The organism is Streptomyces sp. NPDC030838 (genome assembly GCF_055572035.1).
In genome coordinates this window covers 1-17,866 of sequence record NZ_JBVIED010000016.1, presented here as the reverse complement: position 1 = coordinate 17,866, position 17,866 = coordinate 1, and the positions used below count along the sequence as shown (strand labels likewise).

The 17,866-nt window shown below is 71.1% G+C and carries 14 protein-coding genes and 1 pseudogene; 6 read left to right on the top strand and 9 right to left on the bottom strand.

Annotation, left to right across the window (positions count from 1 at the left end; genetic code table 11):
- Positions 1–96: 96 nt before the first annotated feature.
- Positions 97–1,122, top strand: coding sequence for an ATP-dependent 6-phosphofructokinase (locus ACZ42A_RS32150; RefSeq protein ID WP_468530825.1), 1,026 nt, complete (start codon positions 97–99; stop codon positions 1,120–1,122).
- Positions 1,123–1,161: 39 nt separating this feature from the next.
- Here the strand turns inward: ACZ42A_RS32150 and ACZ42A_RS32145 are convergent, their stop codons facing one another.
- The 3 genes from ACZ42A_RS32145 to ACZ42A_RS32135 form a co-directional block, all read right to left on the bottom strand.
- Entirely contained in the window at positions 1,162–1,869 is a 708-nt protein-coding gene (locus ACZ42A_RS32145; protein ID WP_468530824.1) for a helix-turn-helix domain-containing protein, read from the bottom strand.
- Positions 1,870–2,023: 154 nt separating this feature from the next.
- Positions 2,024–2,713, bottom strand: a complete 690-nt coding sequence (locus ACZ42A_RS32140) for a response regulator (RefSeq protein WP_468530823.1) — start codon at positions 2,711–2,713, stop codon at positions 2,024–2,026.
- Entirely contained in the window at positions 2,710–4,335 is a 1,626-nt protein-coding gene (locus ACZ42A_RS32135) for a sensor histidine kinase (RefSeq protein ID WP_468530822.1), read from the bottom strand. Before ACZ42A_RS32135 ends, ACZ42A_RS32140 begins: the two co-directional genes overlap by 4 nt.
- A 158-nt stretch (positions 4,336–4,493) precedes the next feature.
- Between ACZ42A_RS32135 and ACZ42A_RS32130 the strand changes: the two genes are divergently transcribed.
- Complete coding sequence (locus ACZ42A_RS32130) at positions 4,494–5,915, top strand: cation:dicarboxylate symporter family transporter (protein WP_468531015.1); 1,422 nt, start codon at positions 4,494–4,496, stop codon at positions 5,913–5,915.
- A gap of 76 nt (positions 5,916–5,991) precedes the next feature.
- Here ACZ42A_RS32130 and ACZ42A_RS32125 read toward each other — a convergent pair whose 3' ends face one another.
- Together ACZ42A_RS32125 and ACZ42A_RS32120 are read right to left on the bottom strand one after the other, a co-directional pair.
- Complete coding sequence (locus ACZ42A_RS32125) at positions 5,992–6,870, bottom strand: aldo/keto reductase (RefSeq protein WP_468530821.1); 879 nt, start codon at positions 6,868–6,870, stop codon at positions 5,992–5,994.
- Positions 6,867–7,778: an NAD-dependent epimerase/dehydratase family protein gene (locus ACZ42A_RS32120; protein WP_468530820.1), complete on the bottom strand. Its 912-nt coding sequence runs from the start codon at positions 7,776–7,778 to the stop codon at positions 6,867–6,869. The genes ACZ42A_RS32125 and ACZ42A_RS32120 overlap by 4 nt, the downstream gene beginning before the upstream one ends.
- Positions 7,779–7,823: 45 nt before the next feature.
- On the opposite strand from ACZ42A_RS32120, the gene ACZ42A_RS32115 reads away from it, so the two are divergent.
- The 4 genes from ACZ42A_RS32115 to ACZ42A_RS32100 all read left to right on the top strand — a co-directional run bounded on the left by ACZ42A_RS32115 (position 7,824) and on the right by ACZ42A_RS32100 (position 11,486).
- Positions 7,824–8,342 (top strand): Lrp/AsnC family transcriptional regulator, encoded by a 519-nt coding sequence (locus ACZ42A_RS32115; protein WP_468530819.1) that lies wholly within the window; start codon positions 7,824–7,826, stop codon positions 8,340–8,342.
- Between the two features lie 29 nt (positions 8,343–8,371).
- On the top strand, positions 8,372–8,752 hold the full coding sequence (locus tag ACZ42A_RS32110; protein ID WP_468530818.1) for a MerR family transcriptional regulator: 381 nt from the start codon (positions 8,372–8,374) through the stop codon (positions 8,750–8,752).
- Positions 8,749–9,081 (top strand): thioredoxin, encoded by a 333-nt coding sequence (gene trxA / locus ACZ42A_RS32105; RefSeq protein ID WP_468530817.1) that lies wholly within the window; start codon positions 8,749–8,751, stop codon positions 9,079–9,081. Before ACZ42A_RS32110 ends, trxA begins: the two co-directional genes overlap by 4 nt.
- Before the next feature lie 167 nt (positions 9,082–9,248).
- Complete coding sequence (locus tag ACZ42A_RS32100; RefSeq protein ID WP_468530816.1) at positions 9,249–11,486, top strand: HelD family protein; 2,238 nt, start codon at positions 9,249–9,251, stop codon at positions 11,484–11,486.
- Here ACZ42A_RS32100 and glgB read toward each other — a convergent pair.
- The 4 genes and pseudogenes from glgB to ACZ42A_RS32080 form a co-directional block, all read right to left on the bottom strand.
- Positions 11,461–14,112, bottom strand: coding sequence for a 1,4-alpha-glucan branching enzyme (glgB, locus tag ACZ42A_RS32095; RefSeq protein ID WP_468530815.1), 2,652 nt, complete (start codon positions 14,110–14,112; stop codon positions 11,461–11,463). The genes ACZ42A_RS32100 and glgB overlap by 26 nt on opposite strands.
- A 34-nt stretch (positions 14,113–14,146) precedes the next feature.
- On the bottom strand, positions 14,147–15,547 hold the full coding sequence (locus tag ACZ42A_RS32090; protein ID WP_468530814.1) for a maltokinase N-terminal cap-like domain-containing protein: 1,401 nt from the start codon (positions 15,545–15,547) through the stop codon (positions 14,147–14,149).
- A gap of 106 nt (positions 15,548–15,653) precedes the next feature.
- Positions 15,654–17,354, bottom strand: coding sequence for a maltose alpha-D-glucosyltransferase (gene treS, locus ACZ42A_RS32085; protein WP_468530813.1), 1,701 nt, complete (start codon positions 17,352–17,354; stop codon positions 15,654–15,656).
- Positions 17,351–17,866, bottom strand: a pseudogene (locus tag ACZ42A_RS32080) (alpha-1,4-glucan--maltose-1-phosphate maltosyltransferase); the annotation flags it as partial. The pseudogene ACZ42A_RS32080 and the gene treS, both read right to left, overlap by 4 nt.

Below are 17,866 nucleotides of genomic sequence, written 5' to 3'. Positions count from 1 at the left end.
GCGCCCGTCAAGAGTGGTGAACGGCACCGGGGTGTGGGACGTGAAACAATCGGAAGTGGCTCACCGGTATCCACAGCGAGCAGGAGACACAGCACGATGCGTATCGGAGTCCTCACCGCAGGCGGCGACTGCCCCGGCCTGAACGCAGTGATCCGGTCGGTCGTGCACCGAGCGGTCGACAACTACGGCGACGAGGTCATCGGCTTCGAGGACGGATACGCGGGCCTGCTGGACGGCCGCTACCGCACCCTGGACCTCAACGCGGTCAGCGGCATCCTCGCCCGCGGCGGCACCATCCTCGGCTCCTCCCGCCTGGAGCGCGACCGGCTGCGCGAGGCCTGCGAGAACGCGGCCGACATCGTCAGCGACTTCGGTATCGACGCACTGATCCCGATCGGCGGCGAGGGCACACTGACGGCGGCGAGGATGCTCTCCGACGCCGGTCTGCCGGTGGTCGGCGTCCCGAAGACGATCGACAACGACATCTCGTCGACGGACCGGACGTTCGGCTTCGACACGGCGGTGGGTGTGGCCACGGAGGCCATGGACCGCCTGAAGACGACGGCCGAATCCCACCAGCGGGTGATGGTGGTGGAGGTCATGGGCCGCCACGCCGGCTGGATCGCCCTGGAGTCCGGCATGGCCGCCGGCGCCCACGGCATCTGCCTGCCCGAGCGCCCCTTCGACCCCGCCGACCTGGTGAAGATGGTCGAGGAGCGCTTCGCCCGCGGCAAGAAGTTCGCGGTGATCTGCGTCGCCGAGGGTGCCCACCCCGCCGACGGCACCATGGACTACGGCAAGGGCGAGATCGACCAGTTCGGTCACGAGCGCTTCCAGGGCATCGGCACCGCCCTCGCCCACGAGCTGGAGCGCCGCCTCGGCAAGGAGGCCAAGCCGGTCATCCTCGGCCATGTCCAGCGCGGCGGTGTTCCGACGGCGTACGACCGTGTCCTCGCCACCCGCTTCGGCTGGCACGCGGTGGAGGCCGCGCACCGGGGCGAGTTCGGCAGGATGACCGCGCTGCGGGGGACGGACATCGTGATGGTGCCGCTGGCGGAGGCGGTGACGGAGCTGAAGACGGTGCCGAAGGACCGGATGGACGAGGCGGAGTCGGTCTTCTAGGCGTCCAGGCTTCCGGGCTTTCAAGCCGATTCGTCTGGCTCAGGCCGTGTATCGCTGCGCGGTCGTCCAGAAGTACTCCACGATGCGGTCCAGGAACTCCTGACCCGACGCGTCGGAGTCCCTGCCGCCGCCGCCCCAGCTGAGGGTGGCCGCCATGTGCCCCTGGTAGTCCTGGTGCAGTTCCTGGAGGGTGCCCTCCAGGATGCTCCGGTCCAGGGGCACGATCTTGCCCACCGGACGGACATACGCCTGCCAGCGCGTGCTCACCGCACTGCGCAGCAGATCCGCCAGCTTCGCCTCCCGGCCGGTGACCGTGACGAAGGAGGGCATGTCGAGGTCGAGCAGATCGGCGAGGGCGGCGGACTGCCGGTCGGTGCCGCGCCACTCGTCGTGCTCCTCCATCCGCATGTAGGCGAGCAGCTCAAGGCCGACCGCCCGGGCGACGTCCTCGGGGGCCAGCCCGCGCGCGATGCGGTGCTCTTTGAGCGTCCGCGGGCTGCCTATCAGCTCCCCCGGGGAGCACCAGAGCACGCCCGCGAGCGCGGTCAGCTCCGGGCTGCTGGGGCTGGCCACCCCGCGTTCCCAGGCGATCACGAGGTCGGGCGTCACGTACGGCATTCCGTACGACGCCCGCATGCCGTAGGCGACATGCTCGGGACCCATCCCCAGGGCCGCCCGCAGCCGGCGGGCGGCGAGGGCGTTGAAGGGAGGGGCGGGCTGGTTCGATTGAGCTGAGGGTCGGCGCACGGTGCACCAAGGTACGGGTGTGCGGTCCGAATGACTACGGTCTGTTCGGCCACAATCACAGATCGTAGGAAGGTACGGTTTTGGCCAGGGGGCGGGGTTACTCGTTGGTCACCCCTTGACGACGGCGCGTGATCCCTTTGCGGGGCCGCTGCCCTCAGCGAGTCCCCCGAACCCACCGATAAACCAGCTCCGGCCTCCCCACCTGCCCATACAACGGACTCCGCCCCGCCCTCCCCGCGTCCACCAGATGCTCCAGATACCGCCGAGCCGTGATCCGGGAGATCCCCACCGCCTCGGCCACCCCCGCCGCCGTGAGTCCTTCCTCCGCCTCCCGCAGAGCGACCGTGACCCGCTCCAGGGTCGGCGCGCTCAAGCCCTTCGGCAGTGCCGCGGGCCCCGGCGCGCGCAGGGCCGCCAGCGCCCGGTCGACCTCGTCCTGGCCGCTCGCCTCCCCGGCCGCGCCCCGGAACTCCGCGTACCGCACCAACCGGTCCCGCAGCGTCGCGAAGGTGAAGGGCTTCAGCACGTACTGCACGACCCCCAGCGACACCCCTTCCCGCACCACCGCCAGATCCCGCGCCGACGTCACGGCGATCACGTCCGCGTGATAGCCGGCCGCCCGCAGGGAGCGGGCGAGCTGCAGGCCGTGCACGTCCGGCAGATGCAGATCCAGCAACAGCAGGTCCACCGGCGTCCGCTCCAGCGCGCGCCGCGCCTCCGCGCCGGTGTGGGCCGTGCCGACGGCGACGAAGCCCGGGACCCGGCCGACGTACATCACATGGGCGTCGGCGGCGACGGGATCGTCCTCCACGATCAGGACGCGGATCGGCTCCTGGGCCGTCATGACGTACCTCCGGGCACTGCCGCCGTGCGCAGCGGCAGCCGTACCTCGAACTCCGCACCCCCGCCCTCGGCCTCCGTCACCGTCAGGCTCCCGCCGTGCCGGTGTACGGCCTGGCGGACCAGGGCGAGGCCGAGGCCGCGGCCGCCGGGGCCGGTCGCCGGCTTCGTCGAGAAGCCCCGCTGGAAGACCAGGCCCGCCTGCGACGGGTCCACGCCCGCGCCGGTGTCCGACACCCGCAGCACCAGTTTGCCGTCCTCCGCGTACGCCGCGACCGTGACCCGCGCCTGCACGCTGCCCTGTGCCGCGTCCACCGCGTTGTCGATCAGGTTGCCGAGGATCGTCACCAGATCGCGGGACGGCAAGTCCTCCGGCAGCAGTCCGTCGTCCAGCCGGCTGTCCTGCGAGACCTCCAGCTCCACGCCCCGCTCGTTGGCCTGGGCCGTCTTGCCCAGCAGCAGCGCGGCCAGCACGGGCTCGCTCACCGCCGCCACGACCTGGTCCGTCAGCGCCTGGGCCAGTTCCAGTTCGGCGGTCGCGAACGCCACCGCCTCCTCCGACCGGCCCAGCTCGATCAACGAGACGACCGTGTGCAGCCGGTTCGCCGCCTCGTGCGCCTGCGAACGCAACGCCTGGGTGAATCCGCGCTCCGAGTTCAGCTCGCCCATCAGGGACTGGAGTTCCGTCACGTCACGGAGGGTGACGACCGTGCCGCGGTGCTCGCCGCCGGAGACCGGGGAGGTGTTCACCACCAGGACTCGCGATTCCGTCAGATGCACCTCGTCCACCCGCGGCTCCGACGCCAGCAGCGCCCCGGTCAGCGGCGCGGGCAGGCCCAGGTCCGCCACCGAGCGGCCGACCACTTCCCCCGATACGCCCAGCAGCTCCCGGCCGCCGTCGTTGATCAGCGCCACCCTGTACTGCCCGTCCAGCATCAGCAGTCCCTCGCGTACGGCGTGCAGCGCGGCCTGGTGGTAGTCGTGCATACGGCTCAGCTCGGCCGCGTTCATGCCGTGGGTGTGCCGGCGCAGCCGGGCGTTGATCACGTACGTGCCGACCGCGCCCAGCACCAGCGCGCCCGCCGCGACGCCGAGCAGCGCGGCCAGCTGGCCCTGGACCCGCTCGCTGATCGCCTCCACCCGGATACCCGCGCTGACCAGGCCCACGATCCGCCGGTCCGTGTCCTCGACGGGGGTCACGGCACGCACGGACGGGCCCAGCGTGCCGGTGTACGTCTCGGTGAAGGTCTCGCCCTTCAGGGCGCGCTCGGTGTGGCCCAGGAAGCGCTGCCCTATCTGGTCCTCGCTCGGATGTGTCCAGCGGATGCCCCGCGGGTCCATGATCGTCACGAAGTCGACACCGGTGTCGCGCATGACCCGCAGCGCGTAGGGCTGGAGCGCGGCCGTCGGGTCGGGGGTGCGGATCGCCTCCCGCACGGACGGGGAGTCGGCGACCGCGCGGGCCACCGCCGCGGCCTGGCGGCCGGCCGCCTCCTCGGCCTGCCGGCGGTCGCTGACGTAGGTGAAGAGCGCGTACCCGGCCACGACCACCGCGATCAGCACGGCCTGCATGGCGAAGAGCTGGCCGGCCAGGCTGCGGGGGCGGGGCAGGGACGGGATGCGCATGGCCTCAGTCTGCCTCTCCGGTTAAGTGTGAACTAAATGAACGGAAGGGTGACCGCCCTCACACGGCGGGAGATAGTCACGGCATTCCCTGGAGATTCGCCGGTTCTTCCCCCGGAGAATCCTCCGATCTTCCCCCGGACGTGAGCCGCACGCCGGTGATGCCGACGACGTCGTCAAGGAGGGCAGCCGTGACCAGCACACCCGAAACGGCACCTGCCGCAGCCCCCGCGCCTTCCGCGAAGCGGGACCGCACCCACTATCTCTACATCGCGGTGATCATCGCGGTGGCCCTCGGTATCACCGTGGGTCTGGCCGCTCCCGACTTCGCGGTCGAGCTGAAGCCCATCGGTACCGGCTTTGTGAACCTGATCAAGATGATGATCTCGCCGATCATCTTCTGCACGATCGTGCTCGGTATCGGTTCGGTCAGGAAGGCCGCGAAGGTCGGTGCCGTCGGCGGTATCGCGCTCGTCTACTTCCTCGCGATGTCCCTGATCGCCCTGGCCATCGGCCTGGTCGTCGGCAACATCCTGGAGCCGGGCACCGGGCTCGCCGTCACCGACGCCGTGAAGGACGCCGGACACGCCCAGGTCGACGGCGAGGCCAAGGACACCACCGAGTTCCTGCTCGGCATCATCCCGACCACGATCGTCTCCGCCTTCACCCAGGGCGAGGTGCTCCAGACCCTGCTCATCGCCCTGCTCGCCGGGTTCGCCCTGCAGGCCATGGGCTCCGCCGGCCAGCCGATCCTGCGCGGTGTCGAGCACATCCAGCGGCTGGTCTTCCGCATCCTCGCCATGGTCATGTGGGCCGCCCCGATCGGCGCCTTCGGTGCCATCGCCGCCGTGACCGGCTCCGCCGGCCTGGACGCGCTGAAGAGCCTCGCGGTGCTGATGCTCGGCTTCTACGTGACCTGCTTCCTGTTCGTCTTCCTCGTCCTCGGCGCACTGCTGCGGATCGTCTCCGGGCTGAACATCCTCACGCTGTTCAAGTACCTGGGCCGCGAGTTCCTGCTGATCCTGTCCACGTCGTCGTCCGAGTCCGCGCTGCCGCGGCTCATCGCCAAGATGGAGCACCTGGGCGTCAGCAAGCCCGTCGTCGGCATCACCGTGCCGACCGGCTACTCCTTCAACCTCGACGGCACGATGATCTACATGACCATGGCGTCGCTGTTCATCGCCGACGCGATGGGTACGCCGATGTCGGTCGGCGAGCAGATTCCGCTGCTGCTGTTCCTGCTGGTCGCCTCCAAGGGCGCGGCGGGTGTGACCGGCGCCGGGCTCGCCACCCTCGCGGGCGGTCTTCAGTCGCACAAGCCGGCGCTGGTGGACGGCATCGGGCTCATCGTCGGTATCGACCGGTTCATGAGTGAGGCGCGGGCGCTGACGAACTTCGCGGGTAACGCGGTGGCCACTGTGCTGATCGGTACCTGGACCAAGGAGATCGACAAGGAGCGGGTCGCGGAGGTGCTGGCGGGGCGGGTGCCGTTCGATGAGGCGACGCTGCTCGACGAGCACGGGTCTGCTCCGGTGGAGGAGACCGAGGTGCCTGAGCAGCGGGTGGAGCTGGCCAAGGCCTGAGCAATCGGCGGGGAGCTGTTGTGGTGCGGCTGCGGGTTCGTGGTGGCTGGTCGCGCAGTTCCCCGCGCCCCGTTCGTCACACCCCCGTGTTCAGGAAGTGCCGTTCCTCCTCCGTCAGGGTCAGGTCTGCCGCCGCCGCCGACGAACTGATCGTCTCCGGGCGGCTCGCGCCCGGGATGGGGATGACCGTCGGGGATTGCGCCAGGTGCCAGGCCAGGCAGATCTGCTGTGGACTCGCCCCCCTCTCCCGGGCCAGCTCGTGGAAGGCCGGGAAGTCCTCCTCCAGTCTCGACGGGCCGTCCAGGGAGCTGCGGGTGATGCCGCCCAGCGGGCTCCACGGGAGGAACGCCAGGCCCAGGTCCGCGCACAGGCGCAGTTCGGGTTCGGCGGATCTCATGGCGGGCGAGTAGCGGTTCTGGACCGAGACCAGGCGGTCGCCGAGGATCGCTCGGGCCCGGCGGATCTGGTCCGTGTCGGTGTTGGAGATCCCGGCCAGGCGGATCTTGCCCTCGTCCAGCAGGTCGCGCAGGGCGCCGACCGACTCCTCGAAGGGGATCGCCGGGTCCGGCTTGTGGAGCTGGTAGAGGCCGATCGCCTCGACGCCGAGGCGCCGTAGCGAGGCCTCGGCGGCGGACTTGAGGTGGCGCGGGTCGCCGTCGACCGTCCAGCCGCCGTCGGGGGTCCGGCCCCGGCCCCCCTTGGTCGCCACCAGGACGCCGGAGGTGTCACCGCCGTAGGCCGCGAGGGCGCGGGCGATCAGGAGTTCGTTGTGGCCGTGGGCGGCGCCCGGCAGGGTGTAGGAGTCGGCGGTGTCGATCAGAGTCACGCCGGCGTCCAGGGCCGCGTGGACCGTGGCCAGGGCGCGGGACTCGTCCGGGCGGCCCTCGATCGACAGCGGCATCGCGCCCAGACCGATGGCGCTCACGCTCAGATCGCCGAGTCTGCGGTACTTCACCGGTCCTCGCCCAGGGTCTCCGCGACCGCCCGCGGCAGCCACTGTCGTACGTCGGTGAAGGTGAAGCCCAGCCGCGTGGCGCGGGCGTTGTCCATGCCGTAGGCGCGGGTGAAGGCGAACGGGGACACCTCGCCGACCTCGACCTGCCGGAAGACCGTCCGGCCGCCCGGGATGTGCGCGGCCACCGCCTCGCACAGGTCCTGCGTGGTCAGCAGGCCGTGGGAGGCCGCGTTGAGCGGGCCGGTGAAGTCCTCGCCGGCCGCCCAGAAGAGAACGTCGGCGGCTTCCTCGACGTGGAGGTAGGTGGCGGGCCGGGGCGCGGGCGGGACGGCGATGGGGGTGCCGGTGCGGACGCGGTCGGCGTAGTGGAGGAGGCGGCCGGTGAAGTCGTCGGTGCCGCCGAGGACGTGGGCCAGGCGGACGGCCGTGTACGGGAACGCGGGGTCGGCGGCCAGGACCGCTTCCGCCTGGCGCTTGCCCTCGCCGTAGTGGGAGTCGAGGAACTCCGGGTCGTTCCAGGGGAGTTCGAGGTCCACGGTGACCGTGCGCGGGTCGACGGCCGACTCGGGGACGAGGGTCGCGGAGTCCTCGTACTCGTACACCTCGACCGTCGATGTCAGCACATAGCGCCGGGTGCGGCCGGTGAAGGCCCGGCGGGCGATCGCGGCCTGGCGCGGGGTGTAGCAGACCTGGTCGACGACGACGTCGAAGGTGCGGTCGCCCAGCGCCGCGGTGAGTGCGCGCTCGTCGTCGCGGTCCGCGACCAGGTGTGCGGTGCCCGGCGGCGGGGTGGACGAGCCGCGGTTGAGGACCGTGACCCGGTCGCCGGCGGCCAGCAGCCGGTCGATCAGCCGCTTGCCCATGTAGCGGTTGCCGCCGATGACCAGTATCTCGCGTGCAGTTGACATGACCATAATTCTCCCGGCGTACATCGACGCACTGAAGGGGGAACCATGGGAGATCCGGTCGCCACGCCAAAAGAACCTCGGCATCTGCGCGCCGCCACCAACGAAAACTCGGCGGCCTCCTTCGACGCACTGGACCGGCAGATCCTCGAGCTGCTCCAGGCCGACGGGCGGATCAAGCTCAGTGAGCTGGGCCGCCGGGTGCGGCTCAGTCCGGCGGCGGTCACCGAGCGGGTGCGGCGGCTGGAGGCGGCCGGTGCGATCACCGGGTACGGCGCCCGGGTCGCGCCCGCCCGGCTCGGCTACGGCATCCAGGCCTTCGTACGGGTCAATCCGCACGGCGGCTACACGCTCAGGCACCCGCGCACCCTGGAGCTGATCGAGCGGCCCGAGATCACGGAGGTGCATCACGTGGTCGGCGAGGACTGCTGGATTCTCAAGGTCGCCGTGGCGGACACCCGGCATCTGGAGGAGGTCCTGGAGCAGGTCTCGGCGCTGGGCCGGACCACGACCTCGATCGTGCTGTCCTCCCCGGTGGAGCGGAAGCCGCTGCTGCCGTTGCCTTGACGTCGGCGTCAAGGCTTACGTTCGTACGCATGCGAATCGGCGAGCTGGCCGCACGGGCCGGGACCACGACGCGGACGCTGCGGTACTACGAGGCGCGGGGGCTGCTGCCCGCGCGGCGTGACGGCAACGGGTATCGGACGTACGACGAGTCCGATCTGACACTGCTGCGGCAGATCAGGACGTTGCAGGACTTCGGGTTCGACCTGGAGGAGACGCGGCCCTTCGTGGAGTGTCTGCGGGCCGGTCATCCGGAGGGCGATGTGTGCCCGGCCTCGCTCGCGGTGTACCGGCGCAAGCTGGACGAGCTCGACGCGCTGATCGGCGAGTTGCAGGCGGTGCGGGCGAAGATCGGCGTGCGGCTGGCGCTGGCCGAGGACCCGATGTGCGAACTGGGAGGGCAGGGGCTGTGATCAGGGCAGCGGGTGTGGCCGAGGTGACGGACGCGGACTTCGCGGCGGAGGTGATCGGGGCGGAGCTGCCGGTGCTGGTGGAGTTCACCGCCGACTGGTGCCCGCCGTGCCGGCAGATGGGGCCGGTGCTCACCGCGGTGGCCGCGGAGGAGGGTGAGCGGCTGAAGGTGGTGCAGCTGGACGTGGACACCAATCCGGAGACCACGAATGCGTACAAGGTGCTCTCCATGCCGACGTTCATGGTCTTCCGGAACGGGGAGCCGGTGAAGTCGATGGTGGGGGCGCGGCCGAAGCGGCGGCTGCTGGAGGAGATCTCCGAAGCCCTCTAGCCGGTCCCACTTAACGAGAAATCCCCCGGGCAATTGCGCCCGGGGGATTTCTCTGCGTATATTCAATGGTTCGCGACTTCGAGTAGGCAAGTCGCGATGAAGTTCAGTGAGCAGAGTATATCCGGGCGGGAGTGGAATTGTCAAACTCCGAATTTCCAGACGATGAAATGCGTCAGGAGCAGGAATTCATCGACGCGCTGTACGCACGCGTCGACGTCCTGCGCGGCGAGGCCGAGACCTCCGTCACGGACGCTCTCTCCCAGGGCGACAAGCCGATGCAGGCCCGGCTGGAACGGGACATCCTGGTCGCCGAGCGGTCGGGGCTGCTCGCCGCGCTGAACGCGGTGGACGGCTCGCTCTGCTTCGGCCGGATCGACCTCACCTCGGGCGTACGCCACCACATCGGCCGGATCGGGCTGCGCGCCGACGACAGCGAGCGCACGCCGATCCTCATCGACTGGCGCGCGAACGTCGCCCGCCCCTTCTACCTGGCCACCGGCCACACCCCGATGGGGCTGCGCCGCCGCCGGCACATCTCCACCGAGGGGCGGACCGTCACCGCGCTGCACGACGAGTTCCTCGACGTCGGCGACCGGGAGCGGACCGGGCACGAGGACCCCAGCGGGGACGCCGTGCTGCTCGCCGCGCTCAACTCCGCGCGCACCGGCCGGATGAGCGACATCGTGCAGACCATCCAGGCCGAGCAGGACGAGATCATCCGGGCCCCGCACCGCGGCGTGCTGGTGGTCGAGGGCGGTCCGGGCACCGGCAAGACGGCGGTCGCCCTGCACCGCGCCGCCTACCTCCTCTACGAGCACCGGGAGCTGCTTGCCAAGCGGGCCGTGCTGATCGTCGGCCCCAACCCGGCCTTCCTCGGCTACATCGGCGAGGTGCTGCCCTCCCTCGGCGAGACCGGTGTGCTGCTGGCGACCGTCGGCGAGCTGTACCCCGGGGTGAAGGCCACGGCCACGGACACACCGGAGGCCGCCGCGGTGAAGGGCCGCGCCGAGATGGCCGACGTGCTCGCCGCCGTCGTACGCGACCGGCAGGCGCTGCCCGACCCGGTGATCGCGATCGAGCACGACCGGGAGATCCTGATGCTCGACGACGGGCTGGTGAACGTGGCCCGCGAGCGGACCCGGGCCGCCAAGCTGCCGCACAACGCCGCCCGCGAGTACTTCGAGGGCCACATCCTCAACACGCTCACCGAGCTGTACGCCGAGCGCATCGGCACCGACCCGTACGACGGCTCCAGCCTGCTCGACGCGGCCGACGTCACCCAGATCCGCGACGACCTCGCCGAGAACCCCGAGGTGTGGTCCGCGATCGACCGGTTGTGGCCGGTGCTCACCCCGCAGCGGCTGGTCGCCGACTTCCTCGCCGACCCGGAGGGGTACGTCTCCGACGAGGACGCCGCCGCGATCCGCCGCCCGGTCACCCGGGCCTGGACGGTCGCCGACGTCCCGCTGCTGGACGAGGCGGCGGAGCTGCTGGGCGAGGACGACCGGGCCGCCCGCGCCCGCGCCGAGCGGGAGCGAGAGAGGCAGATCGCGTACGCGCAGGGCGTGCTCGATGTGTCGTACGCGTCCCGGACCTACGAGTTCGAGGACAAGGAGGAGGACGACCCCGAGGCCTCCGAGGTGCTGTCCGCGCACGACATCATCGACGCCGAGCGGTTCGCCGAGCGGCACGAGGAGGACGACCACCGCAGCGCCGCCGAGCGCGCGGCGGCCGACCGGACCTGGGCGTTCGGGCACATCATCGTCGACGAGGCGCAGGAGCTGTCGCCGATGGCGTGGCGGCTGCTGATGCGGCGCAGCCCGACCCGCTCGATGACCCTGGTCGGCGACCCGGCGCAGACCGCGGAGGCGGCCGGCGTCGGCTCCTGGCAGAAGATCCTCCAGCCGTACGTCGAGGACCGCTGGGAGCACACCCGGCTCCGCGTCAACTACCGCACCCCCGCCGAGATCATGGACCTCGCGGCGGCCGTCGTACGGGCCGAGAACCCGGACTTCGCACCGCCGAGTTCGGTCCGCTCGACGGGCGTACGGCCCTGGGTGCGCGCCACCGACGACCTGCCCGGCGCGGTCGAGAAGGCGGTTGCCGAACTCACCCCCGCCGAGGGCCGCCTCGCGGTCATCGCCCCGCGCGACCTGCACCGCCGCCTCGCCGCCCGGCTCGACGGCGTGACCGCGGGCGCCGAACCCGACCTGACGCGGACCGTGGTCCTGCTCGATCCGCGCCAGGCCAAGGGCCTGGAGTTCGACTCCGTGCTGGTCGTCGAACCCGGCCGGTACGGCACGAGTGACCTCTACGTCGCCCTGACCCGGGCCACCCAGCGGCTCGGCGTCCTGCACACCGGCGCCCTGCCCGAGAGCCTCAGGCAGGCCGTAGCCACACCGTAGCCAGCGGCGGCAGCGTCAGCCGGATGCTCGCGGGGCGGCCGTGCCAGCCCTGGGCCTCCGGCTTGACGGGGTCGGGCCGGGTGACGTCGCCGCCGCCGTAGCGGGCGGCGTCGGTGTTGAGGACCTCGTGCCAGGCGGGGACGTCGTCGGGGACGCCGAGGCGGTAGTCGTGGCGGACGACCGGCGAGAAGTTGCTGACCGACAGCAGCGGGGTGCCCTCCGCGTCCAGGCGGAGGAACGCCAGGACGTTGTCGTCGGCGGCGTCCCCGACGATCCACTGGAAGCCGTCCGGGTGGACGTCCCGCTCCCACAGGGCCGGGGTGGCCCGGTAGACGGTGTTGAGGTCCCGGACCAGGTCGCGGACACCCCGGTGGTCCGGCTCGGCGCCGTAGGCCGGGTCGAGGAGCCACCAGTCCGGGCCGTGCGCCTCGGACCACTCGGCCCCCTGGGCGAACTCCTGCCCCATGAAGAGCAGTTGCTTGCCGGGGTGGGCCCACATGAAGCCGAGGTACGCGCGGTGGTTGGCGCGCTGCTGCCACCAGTCGCCGGGCATCTTGGAGACCAGCGCCTGCTTGCCGTGCACCACCTCGTCGTGCGAGATGGGCAGGACGTAGTTCTCGCTGTACGCGTACACCATCGAGAAGGTCATGTCGTGGTGGTGGTACTTGCGGTGCACCGGGTCCTTGCTCATGTACTGGAGCGAGTCGTGCATCCAGCCCATGTTCCACTTCAGCCCGAAGCCGAGGCCGCCGAAGCCGCTCGGGCCCTTGTGGTGGGTGGCGCGGGTGACGCCGTCCCAGGCGGTGGACTCCTCGGCGATGGTCACCACGCCCGGCACCCTGCGGTACACGGTCGCGTTCATCTCCTGCAGGAACGCCACCGCGTCCAGGTTCTCCCGTCCGCCGTGCTCGTTGGGCACCCACTGCCCCGGCTCGCGCGAGTAGTCCAGGTAGAGCATCGAGGCGACGGCGTCGACGCGCAGGCCGTCGATGTGGAACTCCTCGCACCAGTACACGGCGTTGGCGACCAGGAAGTTGCGCACCTCGCGCCGCCCGAAGTCGAACTCCAGCGTGCCCCAGTCGGGGTGGGCCGCCCGGCGCGGGTCCGCGTGCTCGTACAGGGGCCGCCCGTCGAACTCGGCCAGCGCCCAGTCGTCGCGCGGGAAGTGCGCCGGCACCCAGTCCATGAGGACGCCGATGCCCGCCTGGTGCAGGGCGTCGACCAGGTACTTGAAGTCGTCCGGGGTGCCGAGCCGGGCGGTGGGCGCGTAGAAGCCGGTGACCTGGTAGCCCCAGGAGCCGCCGAAGGGGTGCTCGGCGACCGGCATCAGCTCGACGTGGGTGAAGCCCAGGTCCTTGACGTAGGCCGGGAGTTGCTCGGCGAGCTGCCGGTACGTCAGTCCCGGCCGCCAGGACGGCAGGTGTACCTCGTACACCGAGAACGGTGCCTCGTGCGCGGGGCGTTCCGCGCGGCGGGCCAGCCACTCCGCGTCGCCCCACTCGTGGTGCGAGGCCTGGATGACCGACGAGGTGTTCGGCGGGGCCTCGGTGCGGCGGGCCATCGGGTCGGCGCGCAGGGTGCGGGAACCGTCCGGCCGGGTGATCTCGAACTTGTACAGCTCGCCCTCGCCGATCTCGGGCACGAACAGCTCCCAGACCCCGGAGGAGCCCAGTGAGCGCATCGGGTAGCCGGTGCCGTCCCAGTAGTTGAAGGTGCCGGCCAGGCGTACGCCTCGGGCGTTCGGCGCCCACACCGTGAACCGCGTGCCGGTCACGCCCTGGTGGATCATCGGGTGCGCGCCCAGCGCCGTCCACAGCTGCTCATGCCGGCCCTCGCCGATCAGGTGCAGATCCAGCTCGCCGAGGGTGGGCAGGAAGCGGTACGCGTCCTCGGTGTCGAGGACCGTCTCCTCGTACTCCACCAGCAGCCGGTAGGTGTCGGGCACCGCCTGGAGGGGGAGCAGCGCGGAGAAGAAGCCCTGCCCGTCGTCGTGCAGCTCGGCCCGCAGGTCACCGCAGACGACGGTGACCGACCGGGCGTACGGCCGGAACGCCCGGAAGACCACCCCACCGGGCATCGGGTGCGCGCCGAGCACGGAGTGCGGGTCGTGATGCGTGCCGGCCAGCAGCCGCTCGCGGTCGGCGGCGCCGAGGGCGACGGGGGGTGCGGTGACGGCCTTCCCGGCGACGGCCTTGGTGGCCTTCTTGGCGGGCGCCCGCTTGGCCGTGGCCTTTCTCGCGGGGGCCTTGGTCGCGGTCTTCTTCGCCGGGGCCTTCGCGGTGGTCTTCGCGGTGGTCTTCTTGGCGGGGGCCTTGGCCGCGGCCTTCTTGGCCGGCGCCTTGGCCGCGGGCACCTTCGCGGTGGTCTTCTTGGCGGGCGCCTTCTTCGCGGGTGCCTTCTTGGCGGCGGCCTTCCCGGGAGCCGCCTGCCGGCCGACCGCCTCCTTGGCCGCGGCCTCCTCGGGCGCCGCCTTCTGCGCCGGCGTCTTCGGGGCCGTCTTCCTGGCGGCGGCCTTCTTCGCGGTCGCCTGGCGCGGCACGGTCTGTTTCGCCGCCGTCTCCTGCGCGGAGCGATCCTCGGCCGTCTGCTTCGGGTCCGAACCGCTGGACGGGGTGCGGGGAGTCACGGGGGGAGCCTCCTGGGAGGGATCAGGGGGAGGGTCAGGTAGGTCGGTTCGTGGCCAGGCGCCGTATCGCCGACAGCGGTACCGGGAGCCAGTCGGGGCGGTGCCGGGCCTCGTAGACCACTTCGTACACCGCTTTGTCGGTTTCGTACGCGCGCAACAGCACCGGGTCGTGGCGCGGGTCGCTCCCACCGGCCTCCGCGTAGCCGGAGCAGTACGCGGCCCGGCAGGTCTCCGCCCAGCCCGGCACCCGGGGCCGTACGGAGTGCGCGGCGTAGTCGAAGGAGCGCAGCATCCCGGCGACGTCCCGCACGGTCGGCTGCGGCATCCGCCGCTCGGCCAGCGGCTTGGCCGGCTCGCCCTCGAAGTCGATCAGCGTCCACTGCCCGGCCGGCGAGCGCAGACACTGGCCGAGGTGCAGATCGCCGTGGATCCGCTGGGCGGTCCAGGTGCGGCCCTCCGTGCCGAGCTGGGCGACCGCCTCGAAGGCGGTGCGCAGGTCCGGCGCGTACGGCCGCAGCGCGGGCACCGCCTGGGCGGCGGCGTCGAGGCGGTCGACCATGGCGTCGACCAGCGGCTGGAGCTGGGCCGGGCCGAGGGTGACGGTCGGCAGGGCGCGGGCCAGCGCGGTGTGCACCTCGGCGGTGGCCCGCCCGAGCGCCCGTGCCTCGGCGCCGAAATCCTCGCCCTTGGCCAGCTCCCGCAGCGCCAGCTCCCAGCCGTCGGCCGCGCCCTGGACGTACGGCTGGAGCACGCCCAGGACATACGGCTCCCCGCCCAGCTCGGCGCGCAGCCAGGCGGTCGGCGCGGGCACCCGGGGGCAGCCCTCGCGGGCCAGCGCGAGCGGCAGCTCCAGGTCGGGGTTGACGCCGGGGACGATCCGGCGAAGCAGCTTCAGGATGAACGTATCGCCGTAGACGACCGAGGAGTTGGACTGTTCGGCGGTCACCGCGCGCGCGACGAGACCCGGGCGGATCTCCTGGCCGGGGTCCCGTTCGAAGCGCAGCCCTCCGATGCGGGCGCGGGTGCGCAGGGCCTCCAGGAGCAGGTCGGCGGGCCGGGGGTCGTACAGGGCCTCGTAGACCGTGCGTCCGGCGAGCGGGCCCTCGGCGACATGGCCGATCAGCGCGGGCGCCAGCCGGGGCGGCAGCGCCTCGCGCACGCCTATCAGCAGCTGGTAGCAGTCGCCGGGGACGGAGGAGGCGGCGCTCTGCACCGGGCCGAGCGGCTGGTGGACCTGGACCAGCAGGTGGTACAGCCCCAGCCGGCCGCCCGCGGGCATCAGTTCGGTGGCCGCCACCAGCGAGAACCCGGTGACCGGACGCCCCTTGCCGGCGAACCACCGCTGGCGCGGCAGCCACTCTCTCAACAGGGGCTCCAGTGACGCGAGGAGGCCCGGGCCGAGCGAGAGGACGGGGCGGGTGACGGCTTCCGACATGGGCTGCGTCCTTTCCCCGGAGTGTTTTCGGGGTTCCCCGGAGTAGTCGGGGGGTTACGGCATGCGTGCCCCGGGCGGGACGGCGGAAACCGCCCCGCCGCGGGTTCTAGGCGGCGTCCTTGCGGAGCCGGAACCAGTAGAAACCGTGGCCTGCCAGGGTCAGCAGATACGGCAGTTCCCCGATGGCGGGGAAGCGCACCCCGCCGATCAGCTCGACCGGATGGCGCCCGGCGAAGGAGCGCAGGTCCAGCTCGGTCGGCTGCGGGAAGCGGGAGAAGTTGTGCACACACAGCACCAGGTCGTCGCCGTGCTCCCGCAGGAACGCCAGCACCGCCGGGTTCGAGGACTGGAGTTCGGCGTAGGAGCCCAGACCGAAGGCGTGGTTCTGCTTGCGGATCTCGATCATCCGCCGGGTCCAGTGCAGCAGCGACGACGGCGAGGCCATGGACGCCTCGACGTTGGTCACCTGGTAGCCGTAGACCGGGTCCATGATGGTGGGCAGATACAGCCGCCCCGGATCGCACGACGAGAAGCCCGCGTTGCGGTCCGGCGTCCACTGCATCGGCGTCCGTACGGCGTCCCGGTCGCCGAGCCAGATGTTGTCGCCCATGCCGATCTCGTCGCCGTAGTACAGGATCGGCGAGCCGGGCAGGGACAGCAGCAGGGCCGTGAACAGCTCGATCTGGTTGCGGTCGTTGTCGAGCAGCGGGGCGAGTCGGCGGCGGATCCCGATGTTGGCGCGCATGCGCGGGTCCTTGGCGTACTCCGCGTACATGTAGTCGCGCTCTTCGTCGGTGACCATCTCGAGGGTCAGCTCGTCGTGGTTGCGCAGGAAGATGCCCCACTGGCACCCGGAGGGGATCTCCGGGGTCTTGGCCAGGATCTCCGAGACCGGGTAGCGGGACTCGCGCCGCACCGCCATGAAGATGCGCGGCATGACCGGGAAGTGGAAGGCCATGTGGCACTCGTCGCCGCCGCTGGAGTAGTCGCCGAAGTAGTCGACGACGTCCTCCGGCCACTGGTTGGCCTCCGCCAGCAGCACAGTGTCCGGGTAGTGGGCGTCGATCTCCTTCCGCACCCGCTTCAGGAACTCGTGGGTCGCGGGGAGGTTTTCGCAGTTGGTGCCCTCCTGTGCGTACAGGTAGGGCACGGCGTCCAGGCGGAAGCCGTCGATGCCCAGGTCCAGCCAGAACCGCAGTGCGGAGATCATCTCCTCCTGCACCGCGGGGTTCTCGTAGTTGAGGTCCGGCTGGTGGGAGAAGAACCGGTGGAAGAAGTACTGCTTGCGCACCGGGTCGAAGGTCCAGTTGGAGACCTCGGTGTCGACGAAGATGATCCGGGCGTCCTGGTACTGCTTGTCGTCGTCGGCCCACATGTAGTAGTCCCCGTAGGGGCCGTCGGGGTCCCGGCGCGACTCCTGGAACCACGGGTGCTGGTCACTCGTGTGGTTCATGACGAAGTCGATGATGACCCGCATGCCGCGCTGGTGGGCGGCGTCCACGAACTCCACGAAGTCGGCGAGGTCGCCGAACTCCGGCAGCACGGCCGTGTAGTCGGAGACGTCGTAACCGCCGTCCCGCAGGGGCGACTTGAAGAACGGCGGCAGCCAGAGGCAGTCCACGCCGAGCCACTGCAGATAGTCCAGTTTGGCGGTCAGGCCCTTGAGGTCGCCGACGCCGTCGCCGTTGCTGTCCTGGAAGGAGCGGACGAGGACTTCATAGAAAACGGCACGCTTGAACCACTCCGGGTCCCGGTCCTGGGCAGGCGTGTCCTCGAAGGTGTCCGGGACGGGCTCGTTGACGATCATTGTGTGGGTGACCCTCCGATCTGCGGGTTGGACGGTCGCAGGACGGTGAGGACGTGTGCCGGCCGGAGGCCCGGTTCCAGGCGCACGTAGTTGGCCCTGCCCCAGTGGTAGGTCTCGCCGGTGAGCTCGTCGCGCACCGGCACCGACTCGTGCCAGTCCAGGCCGAGTTGCGGCATGTCCAACGAGACCGTGGCCTCCTGGGTGTGGTGAGGGTCGAGGTTCGCGACCACCAGAACCGTGTTCGAACCGCGCCGCTTCGAGTACGCGATCACCGCTTCCTTGTCCGCGTGGTGGAAGTGCAGATCACGCAGCTGCCGCAGGGCCGGACTCCGCCGGCGGATCTCGTTGAGCCGGGTGATGAGGGGGGCGATGCTGTCCGGGTCGTCCCAGTCGCGGGGACGGAGCTGGTACTTCTCGGAGTCGAGGTACTCCTCGCTGCCTTCCCTGAGCGGGGTGTTCTCGCACAGCTCGTAGCCGGAGTACACGCCCCAGGTGGGGGAGAGGGTCGCGGC